The sequence below is a fragment of the Brasilonema bromeliae SPC951 genome (assembly GCF_012912135.1).
Classification (GTDB): Bacteria; Cyanobacteriota; Cyanobacteriia; order Cyanobacteriales; family Nostocaceae; genus Brasilonema; species Brasilonema bromeliae.
Genome location: NZ_QMEB01000036.1, coordinates 20,251 through 33,006 on the forward strand (window position 1 = coordinate 20,251; position 12,756 = coordinate 33,006).

Here is a 12,756-nt window from a genome sequence, read left to right on the forward strand (position 1 = left end):
CACTTGTCTAAGCGCCGGGAAGACATCTCGCGATTTGACCTAGAACAACTTTCTAAGATGTCTGACGGATTTTCTGGAGCAGAAATTGAACAAGCGATTGTTGCGGCAATGTACGAAGCTTTTGCCCAAGATCGGGAGTTCACACAGTTAGATATTATTGCGGCCATTAAAGCAACACTGCCGTTGTCTCGTACGATGCAAGAACAAGTGACAGCCCTCAGAGATTGGGCTAGACAACGAGCAAGACCAGCCGCATCCTCCGTTGCTGAGTATCAGCGAATGGAGTTCTAAAAGCTTTCTCCTGCTACCACAGGGGGAAAGGCTAGCCCCACAAAGCTAGCAGTTATGAAAAAACCGCGTCTTGGTAAACGCGGCTTCTGTTAAAACAAACTGTTGTCTTTTTCTCTACTTTCTCATTGGAGGAAACCCAAATGTCTCACTTTAGCACTCTGCGTACCAAAATCACCGATGCTGAAATTCTTAAATCTTCCCTGCGCGATCTAGGCATCTCTGTTAAGACCGAAGCTGATGTTCGTGGTTACAACGGTCAGCGTGTTCGTTCTGACATCGTTGCAGTTTTGGAAGGCGAGTATGACCTGGGTTGGTCTCGCAACAGCGATGGTTCCTTCGATCTGATCGCAGACCTGTGGGGTGTTGCTAAGAAACACAACCAAACCGAGTTGATCAACTCCATCAACCAGAAGTATGCCGTTAACAAGACCCTGGCAGAAGTGAAGCAACGCGGTCTGCAAAACGCCAACGTTAAGTTGGTATTGCAATAGTCATATCTCTGCGCGTTCCCAAAGCTGCACGGGTTAACCAGGTTAATAGCGGTTAGCCCGCTTTTTTTACGGACTAGGAATTATCCTAGTCCGTTAATTTTTTTTATCTGTTATAAATTTACTATCTCGTTATTGTTGGCGATCGCCCTAATATAGCAGGGACCACCCGAGCAGCCTTTAAAGTCCCGTGGTTTCCGTATTTTCTCATTAGTTGATGTCCTAATCTACCTGGCAACTGCTATATATGAAACTTCCTCATCCCGAACAGGCAGTTATTGACAGGCAAAAACTTTCCGGTTATTGTTTGAATCCAGAACATCCAGAGGGGCGACACAAAGCGCGGTTGTTTAAGTCTGTTTTAGGAATCGCTTTAGATGACGAGGAAGAACTAGAGATAGCCTTGAGGCAAGCTATTAAAAATTATGATGTGATTCCTACTAAAAGAAATCAATATGGGCAGAAATATGTCGTTGATTTTATGATGGTTAGAGGTGAACAACGAGCAGTTGTGAGGAGTGCGTGGATTGTACGAGATACAGAAAATTTTCCTCGTTTAATAAGTTGTTATATTCTTTTAGATAAGGGCTGAGTATGAATTCACAAATTAAGTTACTTGATGTAGTTGCATTGCTGAAAGATTTACCAGAGTTCGATTTGTATAGGGGACAGGTTGGAACAATTGTTGAAGAGTATGAGCCTGGAATATTTGAAGTAGAGTTTAGCGATACTCATGGTCGCACTTATGCGATGGAAACATTAGAAGCTGACAATTTGATGATTTTATATCATCAGCGATTGGCAGAAGATAGGATTGCTATGTAGCATTGCTGAATAAATTAGTATTAGGATTAGTAAGTAACTCTTCATCTCAAAAGTATTGAGCGAGGAATAAAAACTCCTCACTCCTCATTCTACTTAATAAGCATCCATTGGCAGACAAGAACAAACAAAATTCCTATCTCCATAGGCGGCGTCAATGCGACCGACACTAGGCCAGAATTTGTGTTCGCGAGTCCACGGTGCTGGGTAAGCAGCTTGTTCCCGTGAATAGGGATGATTCCATTCTCCGACAATCAGACTTTCTGCGGTGTGGGGTGCATTCTTCAAGACATTATCTTGAGCATCCATCTTACCTGATTCAATTTCCGCGATTTCTTGGCGAATCGCAATCATTGCATCACAGAAACGGTCTAACTCTTCTTTGGATTCGCTTTCTGTGGGTTCTACCATGATTGTACCCGCCACAGGCCAGGAAACAGTTGGTGCATGGAAACCATAATCCATTAGGCGCTTGGCAATATCATCGATTTCGATATTTGCAGATTTTTTGAGCGATCGCAAATCCAAAATGCACTCATGAGCAACTAAACCATTTTTCCCTTTATACAAAACGGGATAGTAAGATTCAAGTCTCTTGGCAATGTAGTTTGCATTCAAAATTGCGACTTTGGTTGCTTCCGTCAAACCATCTGCGCCCATCATAGCAATATACATCCAAGAAATCACGAGGATACTCGCGCTTCCCCAAGGCGCAGCGGAAACTGCACCCATTTTTTGTTCACCGCCCATTTCAACAACAGCGTGTCCAGGAACAAAAGGTACCAGATGGGAAGCGACGCCAATCGGTCCCATACCAGGACCACCGCCACCATGTGGAATACAGAAGGTTTTATGCAAGTTCAAGTGACAAACATCCGCACCGATATCTCTCGGACGACAAAGCCCCACTTGAGCATTCATATTCGCCCCATCCATGTAAACTTGTCCACCATGAGTGTGAACAACAGCACAAATTTCCTGAATTTGCTCCTCAAACACACCATGAGTTGAGGGATATGTTACCATCAATGCCGCAAGTTCTTTACTATGCTTTTGAGCTTTTGCCTTAAGGTCATCTAAATCAACATTACCTTCAGCGTCACAAGCAACAGCAACTACCTTCATCCCGCACATCACAGCACTTGCAGGGTTTGTTCCATGTGCCGATTGGGGAATCAAACAAACATTGCGGTGTCCTTCTCCTCGACTTTCGTGATACTTTCTAATGACGAGCAACCCTGTATATTCACCTTGAGAACCAGCATTTGGTTGCAGGGAAACTCCCGCAAATCCTGTGATTTGTCCTAACCATTCCTCTAGCTGCTGGAACAGGATTTGATAACCCCGTGTTTGTGATAGTGGTGCAAAAGGATGTATTTTGCCAAACTCAGCCCATGTGACTGGTATCATCTCAGATGTGGCATTCAGCTTCATCGTACATGACCCCAAGGGAATCATCGACGTTGTCAGTGACAAATCCTTCGCTTCCAGCTTGTGCAGGTAGCGCAACAACTCAGTTTCTGAGTGATAGCGGTTGAAGACGGGGTGGGTAAGGTAACTAGTGGTGCGGGGTAAGAGGAGAGTAGGGGAAGCTGGGAAAGCAGCGGAAGCAGGGGGGAAGAGTAGGTCGTCGCCAAAAGCGAAAATGTCCAAGAGATCGATTAAGTCTTTTTCTGTAGTGGTTTCGTCTAAGGATATACCTACAGTAGTTGTGTTTAAAATGCGTATGTTAATTTTATGTGCTTCACAAGCTTGTAAAATCTCATCTAAACTGCGTTCTCCTAAATCGACTTGTAGGGTATCAAAGAAATATTCAGAACCGATGCTGTAACCCAAACGCTTTAATCCTTCTGCCAGGATCACAGTCTTTTGGTGGATGTTCTCGGCAATTCTTTTGAGTCCAGTAGGACCGTGGTATACACCATACATACTCGCCATTACTGCCAGCAACACCTGGGCTGTACAGATATTACTAGTCGCTTTTTCGCGGCGAATGTGCTGTTCACGAGTTTGCAAGGCAAGGCGCAACGCTGGTTTCCCCTGAGCATCTTTTGATACACCAACAATTCGCCCTGGAACTTGGCGCTTATACTCTTCTTTGGTCGCAAAATAAGCTGCATGAGGTCCACCGTAGCCCAAGGGAATACCAAAACGCTGAGTGCTTCCTACAGCAATATCAGCACCAAATTCACCTGGGGGTGTTAGCAAAGTCAGACTTAAGGGGTCTGCTGCTACTGTTACCAATGCTCCCATAGCATGGGCTTTTTCTATAAAAGCGCGATAGTCGTAAATTGTGCCATCGCTAGCGGGGTACTGAAGAATTGCCCCAAAAATGGGTTCAGAAAAATCAAAAGTTTGATGATTGCCGACAATAATATCAATTCCCAGAGGTTGAGCACGTGTTTGTAACACATCTATAGTTTGGGGATGACAGTCACGAGAGACAAAATAGGTATTTGCTTTATTTTTGCAAACACCATAGCTTATGCTCATCGCTTCTGCGGCTGCTGTGGCTTCATCTAGCAATGAAGCATTCGCAATTTCTAAACCTGTTAAGTCAATAATCATGGTTTGGAAATTGAGCAGCGCTTCGAGTCGTCCTTGGGCAATTTCTGGCTGATAGGGAGTGTAAGCAGTATACCAACCGGGGTTTTCTAGAATATTGCGTCCAATCACGGGTGGGGTGATACAGTCGTAGTACCCCATACCAATAAACGAGCGGAAAACTTGATTTTTTGAAGCGATTTCTTTGAGCTGAGCTAGTGCTGCGTACTCATTTTGTGCTTCTGGTAACTCTAATGAATCAGATAACCGAATTGCCTGCGGTACTGCTTGGTCAATAACTTCATCAAGAGTACTATCACCCAGCACCTCAAGCATTTGCTGGATATCACTGGATGATGGTCCAATGTGCCGTTCTTGAAAAGAACTTAACTTTTGGTTAGTTTCCCCTGACATCTGCTGATGGTTTGATTTAGGACGAGGAACATTAGTTACCACAAACTGCTCTCCGACGCGACTAATTCATATTTTGCAACAATTCTGTTTGAGGCGTTGGGTATAATTTGTCAATTTATCAAAATTAATGAAGTTTTTCCAGAAAGCCGTGAAGGAGACAAGGGGAAAGACCCCACCCCTTTATCCCCTCCCCGCTCGCGGGGAGGGGATAAAGGGGTGGGGTGCAGTCAACGTGGGAATCATAACTAATTAGCCGAACATGATATAAAAAGCACAACACATCATAGATTTCAACCCTGTTCCCCAGGTTTAGACTTCTTGCAAAACCCCCGATATTTAGCCGCACATTATGGTAGCTTTATTTGGTGCGCCCCTGTACTATGACTGTTTCTTGGATCATTTCCCCATCTTTCGCTTCATTTGTTCTAACTCTTCGTCAGTTTCCCAGCGGCGAAACTTCTCTTCTAAATCGTCATGTCCACTAAAAGAGCCGCTAGTCGCACCCCACCAACCGCTAGTTTCTAAGGGCTGCTGCGCCTGAGTCTTAGCACGCGCTGTTTGAGCTTCAGCTGCTTTGGCTTGCACTTCCTGTCGCCGTTGTTGAATTTTGCGCAATAGTTCTTTCGCTTGGGTGATGCGTTCTTTCACTCCTTGCATTTGTCCCCAAAGCTGATTTCCTTCGCGCAACAGTGCGGCTTCTCGTTGTGCTGCAGCCGCTGCTAAGTCTTGTCTATTCAGAGATTTTGCCTTTTCTACACGAATATGCCACCTTTGGATTTCTTGAGCTGTGGAGAGAACTTGTTCTTGCGATCGCTTCTCCTGCACTTGTAAATCTGCAATCAGCTTCAACGTGTCTTCCTCTTGCCCACGCAGCTGCTCCAACAGCGCTTCTAACTCCAAATGCGGATTATTGCGCAAGAATTCCTCCAAACGGTTTTCTAAAAACCGATTAAAATCGTCAAATAAGCCCACTGCTAGAACTCCAGAGGTTAGGTGCTTCTTTTATTGTAGTAATTATAAGGAAGGCTAGCTGAAAACCCTTGAGGATGTGTCCTCCTGAGTCGTACACATCCGTACTTTAGGCAAGGGGACGCCAGATGCCTAGGTCGGGAGACCCTCCCGCAGCACTGGCTCATGAAAGCTGCTGACGTAGGACGCCACATGCTTCAAGTCGGCAGAGCCGCCCAACGCAGTGGCTCCTTTAGCCTACCGTGATGCTGGGTTTTTGTGGTTCGGGTAAAGTATCAAGCAAATCTTCAACTATTTGGGTAATAGTTTTATCCTTCTGAGCAGCATATAAGCGTAATTTATTCATCCTACGCTCTGTAATCCTAATATGTAATTCTTTTTTTGCCATAAATCTGACACAATAGCGACACATTTATGTTAACATAGGTTGAGTTCATAAAAATGAGGAGGTGATAACGCAGTGCTAGTTTTAGAGTACAAAGTAAAGGGTAAAAAACAACAGTATCAAGCTATTGATGAAGCTATTAGGACTACTCAGTTTGTCCGAAATAAAGCAATTAGATACTGGATGGATGCTTCAAGAGAAGCAAAGATTAACAGGATTGCTTTAAATAACTACTCTACCGTACTGCGTAAGGAATTTAAATTTGTTGAAGAATTAAACTCAATGGCTTGTCAGGCTGCTACTGAAAGAGCCTGGAGTGCTATTGATAGATTCTACGGTAATTGCAAATCGAAGAAGCCGGGAAAGAAAGGTTTTCCACGTTTTCAAAAAGATAATCGTTCCGTTGAGTATAAGACTAGTGGGTGGGCATTACATCCTACAAAACGACGTGTCACTTTTACTGATAAAAAAAGTATTGGAGAGGTCAAGCTATTGGGTAAGTGGGAGATTCACACTTACCCTGTAAAGTCAATCAAACGAGTTCGGTTAGTTAGAAAAGCTGACGGTTACTATTGCCAATTTGCGATTAATGTTGATGCGAAACCTGAGCAAAGAACAGGTGATAGTGAAATAGGTTTAGACGTTGGATTGGAGTTTTTCTACTCTGATTCAAGCGGGCATCATGAACCAAATCCAAGGTTTCTAAGAAAAGCTGAAAAAGCTATTAAACACGCTCAAAGAGCAATTTTCAAAAAGGAAAAAGGTAGAAACCAAAGACGGATAGCTAGACAAAGATATGCAAAGAAGCATTTAAGAGTAAATAGACAACGGAATGAACACGCAAAGAGAATTGCGCGTAACGTATGCAAGGCTAACGCCTTAGTCGTCTATGAAAACTTAAATGTGAAAGGCATGGTAAAGAATCATTGTCTTGCTAAGTCCATCAATGATGTGGCTTGGAGTCTTTTTCGTCGTTGGTTAGAATATTTTGCTGTTAAGTTCAACACCGCCGTTGTTGCTGTCAACCCTAAAATGACATCTCAAAAGTGTTCAGATTGTGGTGCAATTGTGAAAAAGTCCCTTTCAACTCGCACCCATAAATGTAATTGCGGATGTGAACTCCAAAGAGATGTGAATGCAGCAATAAATATTCTCAATCTTGCAAAAGCTAGGGGAGGGCATCCCCAAAGTAACGCTACAGGAGTTGGAACCTCTACACTAGTTGGTGCAAGCCTACTAGAGCAAGTTCTGACAATGAATGTAGAATCTCCTAGCCTTTAGGCAGGAGAGTGTCAATAAGGAAATTCAAGCACGAATTGGCAGCTTGATGACAAACTTAGCACCTTGTCCTGGTGCTGAAACACACGTTAATTGTCCGCCACACTTGTTGATAATTTGGTAACTAATCGACAAACCCAAACCTGTACCGTAACCGATAGGTTTCGTGGTAAAGAACGGGTTAAAAATCATTTCGCGTGTCTTGTCCGTCATACCTGCTCCGTTGTCAGCAATTTGGATCACAACATAATCAGAGTCTAAAACTTTCGTTGTGATCCAAATGCATGGATTCGAGTCAGGGGTTGGCTGATCGTTTATCTTTGATACGATATTGCATTGAAGGGAATCAATTGCATTACTCAGAATATTCATGAACACCTGGTTGAGCTGTCCAGCATAGCATTCTATTTCAGGCAGGTGACCGTACTCTTTTATAACTGTGATCTTTGGATACTCTGATATACCTTTTAGGCGGTGTCCAAGGAGCAACAGTGTATTTTCAAGATCCTCGTGAATATTCACTGCTCTTTTTTCGGTTTGCTCGACCCGTGAGAAGTTCCGCAATTGTAAGACAATTTCGTGAATGCGCTCAGCCCCAATTGTCATTGAGGACATAAGTTTGGATACGTCTTCCTCAATGAAATTGAAGTCAATCGCCCTCGTTGCAGCTTCAATTTCCACCACTGGATTGGGATAGTATTTCTGGTAAAGTTTAATTAAGCTCAGCAAATCTTCTGTGTATTGATTGGCGTGGGGCAAATTAGCATAGATAAAATTGAGTGTATTGTTAATTTCATGGGCAATTCCTGCAACTAGATGACCCAAACTGACCATTTTTTCGTTGTGCATCAGTTGGGTTTGTGTATGAGTGAGTTCTTTTAAAGCTTGGTCTAGCTGCTGAGTTTTTTCAGTAATTCGATAACTAAAAAGCCGTCGCTCTAATTGCGCCATCACTTGACGGGTGAGAGTTTGTAGTGCTTCAATTTGTTTTTGTTCAAGTTGACGCGGTACAAAATCGACTACACAGAGTGTACCTATCGAATAATCATCTTTTGTAATCAGGGGTACTGCTGCATAAAACCGAACGTGAGGCGGTGAGACGACAACGGGGTTCTTGGCAAATTGTGGATCTGCTAAAGTATCTGGAATGATTAACGTATCACCTTTTTGCACAGTCAACGGGCAGAAACCAGCCTCAAGTGGGGCATTCGTAATTTCCATACCAACCTTTGATTTGAACCATTGTCGGTATGCGTCTACAAAAGTAATCAACGCCACTGGGGTTTGGCAAATCTGTGCTGCCAATTTAGTCAAATCATCAAAGTCCGCTTCAGCAGGCGTGTCGAGTATTTCATACTGATAAAGTGTTTTTAGCCGTGCTGTTTCGTGTTCCACAGCAGCTAGCATCTTATCAGGTTGTTTCTGCATCAATTTTGGCAAGGTGGCGTGGCACTTTTGCGCTGAGTATTTCATGAGATAACAAAACTTAATTCTAATTATAGTGGTGTTAGCCAGTATGTAACATTTCTTACTACTTTATTTTGAAACCCAAACTGAGTTAATTTCTCAAGTGGTAAACCTACATAAGTCCAATGGGGTATATCATTCTCAACAGTCCGATACCAGCCATTTTGATTGAGAACCTGTTTTTGGGCTTCAGTGGTGACTCTCAAATCAATGGCTAAGCCCCAAAGATGTTGTGATGCACCTGGTGGTGCAACAACACCAAGAATTGTTGTTTCTTTGCCCTGACGCACTTGTTCTAAAGTCTGATTGTTTGCGTATTTTTGCCAAAATCTCAAATTAGTGGCAAAACTGCGAGTACAATCACTCGCACCATAACCTGATTTTAGAGGGATTTGTACTTGTGAGCGTGCTTGATTGAAAGCTTCGGCTGCTGACTTTTGTAAATAACATTGACTCGTATTCTTCACTTGAGTCAGTGTTAAACTCGATTGAAATTGTTTGGTTTCTTGCTCGTTAGTAAAGAGAACCTTTTGTGGAAGTTTAATTTCCGGATTTTGATTAACAAAAACTGAACCATAAGCACGTAATAGTATATATTCAAATGTATTGTTACGGGGAATTGTTGGTAATTTATTTGTAATTGCTGAGAAAAATCGCTCTTTTTCAGTCAAGTTTGGGTTGGGAGTGAATGGCTGGCTGGGAGTCTGAGTAGGAAGTGTTTGAGGAATATTTGTACAGGATTGAGTTAACACTCTGTTATTTTCCAAAGATGGAGTTGTGACACAATCTTTCGGATTTGGAACATCTGCCATCAACTTATAGCGGCTGATTCCATGACTTGCGACTAATGCACAAGAAAGAAAAGCAATCAGAATGTAAAAAAATGTCTTCTTTAAAAAAGTTTTCATTTTCATATTCACTACGGTAGGTACATCCTCAAAGAGAATTGCTATATTAGCTGTATATCACTGTGACTTGAAAATAGGGAACAGGGAACAGGGAACAGGGAACAGGCTAAGAGGTTTTTTCATGTGTTCTGGCGTACGCAGTTCATGATGGCTACTAAAAAGAAAAAACGTAGATATAACAGAGTGATTTATCTGACATTTCCATATTCAATCTTCAGCAATGCAATCACCGTATCAGCTAATATTGAGATTGACTATATGCTTGTTTAAACTATGACCATGCACACTTGTGTTGAATTCCAAGACGCCTATGATGTCATCGTCGTCGGTGCAGGTCACTCTGGTTGTGAAGCCGCCCTTGCGACCGCACGCCTCGGCTGTCGAACTTTGCTGTTGACACTAAATTTGGATAAAATAGCTTGGCAACCCTGTAACCCAGCAGTGGGTGGTCCAGCTAAATCCCAGTTGACTCACGAGGTGGATGCACTCGGCGGAGAAATTGGCAAAATGGCAGATCGGACTTATTTGCAAAAGCGGATTCTCAACTCTTCGCGAGGACCTGCTGTTTGGGCGTTGCGTGCTCAAACAGATAAAAGAGAGTACGCAGCACTAATGAAAGCTATTGTCGAGAACCAAGACAACTTAATCATCCGCGAAGGAATGGTCACAGATTTGGTTTTGGGCGCAAACGATGAAGTCGTCGGCGTTCAAACATATTTTGGTGTGGCGTTTGAGTGCAAAGCAGTTATCTTGACAACCGGGACGTTCTTGGGAGGACGGATTTGGGTTGGTAACAAGTCGATGGAGGCGGGACGCGCTGGAGAATTTGCTGCTGTCGGTTTGACGGAAACTCTCAATCGCTTGGGGTTTGAAACAGGAAGACTCAAAACAGGAACCCCCGCACGGGTAGACAAGCGGTCTGTTGACTACAGTAAGATGACACCACAGCCAGGGGATGAAGATGTCCGTTGGTTTAGCTTTGATCCAGAGGTTTGGGTAGAACGGGAACAACTTCCTTGTCATATCACCCGCACGACGCCAGAAACTCATCGCCTGATTCGGGAAAATCTGCAACTTTCACCAGTTTATGGCGGGTGGGTGGATGCTAAAGGACCACGTTATTGTCCCAGTATAGAAGATAAGATAGTCCGCTTTGCTGATAAGGAAAGCCACCAAATTTTTATTGAACCTGAAGGAAGAGATATTCCTGAACTTTATATTCAAGGGTTTTCTACAGGATTACCGGAAAATTTGCAACTCCACATGTTACGGAGTCTGACTGGGTTGGAAAAGTGCGTTATGCTCCGCCCAGCTTATGCTGTTGAGTATGATTATTTACCGGCGACACAGTGTTATCCGACACTGATGACGAAAAAGGTAGAAGGGCTGTTCTGCGCTGGACAGATTAACGGCACAACAGGATACGAAGAAGCAGCAGCTCAAGGGCTTGTTGCTGGAATTAATGCTGCTCGCTTTGCTCGCGGTCAAAAAATGATTGTTTTTGCCCGTGAGCAAAGTTACATCGGTACACTGATGGATGACTTGTGTACGAAAGACTTACGGGAGCCTTACCGTATGCTCACGAGCAGGTCTGAATATAGATTGATACTTCGTTCGGATAATTCCGACCAGCGCTTAACACCATTGGGACGGGAAATCGGCTTAATTGATGACCGACGTTGGGAACTTTTTACTCGCAAGCAAGAAAAGATTGCAGCGGAAAAAGAACGGTTGTATGGGACACGGGTGAAGGAACATGATGAAATTGGGCAGGCGATCGCCCAAACCACCCAACAAGCAATCAAAGGCTCAATTACCCTAGCTGACTTGTTACGGCGTCCAGGATTTCATTACGTAGATCTCAACACATACGGACTGGGAAACCCCAATCTTGCTCGTGCTGAGAAAGAAGGTGCAGAAATTGACATCAAGTATTCTGGCTACCTACAAAGACAACAAAATCAGATTGACCAAATTGCTCGTCAAGCACACCGCCAGTTACCTGCAGACTTAAACTACCAGGCGATTGAAACTCTTTCTAAAGAAGCGCGGGAAAAACTGACCAAGGTGAAACCATTGACAATAGGGCAAGCAGCTCGTATTGGTGGAGTGAATCCAGCGGATGTAAATGCTTTATTAATTTATCTAGAATTGCATAAAACGAAGTCTCCGAAGGAATTTTCAGTCTTGGCTTGAAAACAATTCCACAAGAGCGAGTATAGTTATAGGTGAAATCTGAAGAGACTAGTATCGGTGATGACATTAAATTAAGACAGTGCCATCATTCAAAGTCTCTATATTCAATGAGAATCTCAAATCCACCTGAAATCTACTCGTTATATTTAACAGGGAACAGTCAACGCTTAACAGGGAACGCTTAACAGGGAACAGTGAACAATTATCAAGCAATTGATAACTGATAACTGATAACTGATAACTGATGACTGATAAGTGTTTTAAGACGAGAGATTGGAGGTTTCATCTAAGGTTTTTATTCGCGGGCAGAGGGGGAACAATATTTATCTTGCTAGGAGTTAATAGTCAAGAACGCCATGTCACAAAACGCCAATACCTATCTCATTCTTCCAGAAGCATCCGAAGAATTCATCGTTAACGAACCCTGGGCGATAGAAACCTATGCCGATGATTTGATGGATGAACTCTTTGCTGATATTAATCTCATTTTGGATCGTTCTGATCGCTTATCTTCCCAAACAGCATTACCTCAAGAGAACATTCCTCAAGTACCAACGGTTACAACACCGCCAGTTGTCATCCCAGAAACACAAATCAGCCTTGTACCATCCGGGAAGCAACCTAGAAATAATCCATTGAGTCCAGTTGGAGTCGCGACTCCAGGGGTTCCCAAATTAATAAAGAAACGAGTCAAAAAATCAAAACGCAGAAAAGCCATAGCGGTTTTGATGGGAGTCACCGCAGGGTTAGCCGCTGCTTGCATTGTTGGGGTAGCAAACTCTGGGCTGTTCAATCGTCTAGTTGTCATCAAATCATTCCAGCAAAGCCTACTGCAGCCGCATGTAGAGAAGTGCGTACAGTTAGCGGATTGATCAGAACTAGGGGGATAGGGGAGTGGGGGTGTAAGGGCAAAACAAGTCAAAACCATAAGGTAAGAAGTCGTCTTGGAAAGTTTGCTACGGAGGGAAACCCTCCTGGCAACTTTCCGCAAAAT

The 12,756-nt window shown here is 43.4% G+C and carries 10 protein-coding genes and 1 pseudogene; 7 read left to right on the top strand and 4 right to left on the bottom strand.

Annotation, left to right across the window (positions count from 1 at the left end):
* From DP116_RS29095 to DP116_RS07065, 4 genes and pseudogenes are all read left to right on the top strand, one after another.
* Positions 1 to 291, top strand: a pseudogene (locus DP116_RS29095) (stress-responsive protein Ycf46); the annotation flags it as partial.
* Between the two features lie 140 nt (positions 292 to 431).
* Positions 432 to 782 carry a DUF1257 domain-containing protein gene (locus DP116_RS07055; protein WP_048868763.1) on the top strand — a complete coding sequence of 117 codons (351 nt, stop codon included), beginning with the start codon at positions 432 to 434 and terminating at the stop codon, positions 780 to 782.
* A gap of 244 nt (positions 783 to 1,026) precedes the next feature.
* The gene (locus tag DP116_RS07060; RefSeq protein WP_169154502.1) at positions 1,027 to 1,371 is read left to right on the top strand and encodes a DUF6883 domain-containing protein; all 345 of its coding nucleotides are present in this window, start codon (positions 1,027 to 1,029) and stop codon (positions 1,369 to 1,371) included.
* Positions 1,372 to 1,373: 2 nt separating this feature from the next.
* The gene (locus DP116_RS07065; RefSeq protein WP_211173134.1) at positions 1,374 to 1,604 is read left to right on the top strand and encodes a DUF4926 domain-containing protein; all 231 of its coding nucleotides are present in this window, start codon (positions 1,374 to 1,376) and stop codon (positions 1,602 to 1,604) included.
* A 93-nt stretch (positions 1,605 to 1,697) separates the two neighbouring features.
* Here DP116_RS07065 and gcvP read toward each other — a convergent pair whose 3' ends face one another.
* Together gcvP and DP116_RS07075 are read right to left on the bottom strand one after the other, a co-directional pair.
* On the bottom strand, positions 1,698 to 4,601 hold the full coding sequence (gene gcvP / locus DP116_RS07070; RefSeq protein ID WP_169154503.1) for an aminomethyl-transferring glycine dehydrogenase: 2,904 nt from the start codon (positions 4,599 to 4,601) through the stop codon (positions 1,698 to 1,700).
* A 354-nt stretch (positions 4,602 to 4,955) separates the two neighbouring features.
* Positions 4,956 to 5,531, bottom strand: a complete 576-nt coding sequence (locus DP116_RS07075) for a TIGR04376 family protein (RefSeq protein ID WP_169154504.1) — start codon at positions 5,529 to 5,531, stop codon at positions 4,956 to 4,958.
* Between the two features lie 457 nt (positions 5,532 to 5,988).
* Between DP116_RS07075 and DP116_RS07085 the strand changes: the two genes are divergently transcribed.
* Positions 5,989 to 7,194, top strand: a complete 1,206-nt coding sequence (locus DP116_RS07085) for an RNA-guided endonuclease TnpB family protein (protein ID WP_169154506.1) — start codon at positions 5,989 to 5,991, stop codon at positions 7,192 to 7,194.
* Between the two features lie 24 nt (positions 7,195 to 7,218).
* Here DP116_RS07085 and DP116_RS07090 read toward each other — a convergent pair whose 3' ends face one another.
* Both DP116_RS07090 and DP116_RS07095 read right to left on the bottom strand, forming a co-directional pair.
* Positions 7,219 to 8,619 (bottom strand): sensor histidine kinase, encoded by a 1,401-nt coding sequence (locus DP116_RS07090; protein ID WP_246275522.1) that lies wholly within the window; start codon positions 8,617 to 8,619, stop codon positions 7,219 to 7,221.
* Between the two features lie 68 nt (positions 8,620 to 8,687).
* Complete coding sequence (locus tag DP116_RS07095) at positions 8,688 to 9,566, bottom strand: D-alanyl-D-alanine carboxypeptidase family protein (RefSeq protein ID WP_169154507.1); 879 nt, start codon at positions 9,564 to 9,566, stop codon at positions 8,688 to 8,690.
* A 273-nt stretch (positions 9,567 to 9,839) separates the two neighbouring features.
* Between DP116_RS07095 and mnmG the strand changes: the two genes are divergently transcribed.
* Positions 9,840 to 11,762 carry a tRNA uridine-5-carboxymethylaminomethyl(34) synthesis enzyme MnmG gene (gene mnmG, locus DP116_RS07100; protein ID WP_169154508.1) on the top strand — a complete coding sequence of 641 codons (1,923 nt, stop codon included), beginning with the start codon at positions 9,840 to 9,842 and terminating at the stop codon, positions 11,760 to 11,762.
* A gap of 356 nt (positions 11,763 to 12,118) precedes the next feature.
* The gene (locus DP116_RS07105) at positions 12,119 to 12,634 is read left to right on the top strand and encodes a hypothetical protein (RefSeq protein ID WP_169154509.1); all 516 of its coding nucleotides are present in this window, start codon (positions 12,119 to 12,121) and stop codon (positions 12,632 to 12,634) included.
* The last annotated feature ends 122 nt before the right edge of the window (positions 12,635 to 12,756 follow it).

Coding starts and splice junctions, on each gene's coding strand:
- mnmG (WP_169154508.1), top strand. CDS start 9,840: ATGACCATGCACACTTGTGTTGAATTCCAAGACGCCTATGATGTCATC.
- DP116_RS07090 (WP_246275522.1), bottom strand. CDS start 8,619: ATGCAGAAACAACCTGATAAGATGCTAGCTGCTGTGGAACACGAAACA.
- DP116_RS07105 (WP_169154509.1), top strand. CDS start 12,119: ATGTCACAAAACGCCAATACCTATCTCATTCTTCCAGAAGCATCCGAA.
- DP116_RS07060 (WP_169154502.1), top strand. CDS start 1,027: ATGAAACTTCCTCATCCCGAACAGGCAGTTATTGACAGGCAAAAACTT.
- DP116_RS07055 (WP_048868763.1), top strand. CDS start 432: ATGTCTCACTTTAGCACTCTGCGTACCAAAATCACCGATGCTGAAATT.
- DP116_RS07065 (WP_211173134.1), top strand. CDS start 1,374: ATGAATTCACAAATTAAGTTACTTGATGTAGTTGCATTGCTGAAAGAT.
- DP116_RS07095 (WP_169154507.1), bottom strand. CDS start 9,566: ATGAAAACTTTTTTAAAGAAGACATTTTTTTACATTCTGATTGCTTTT.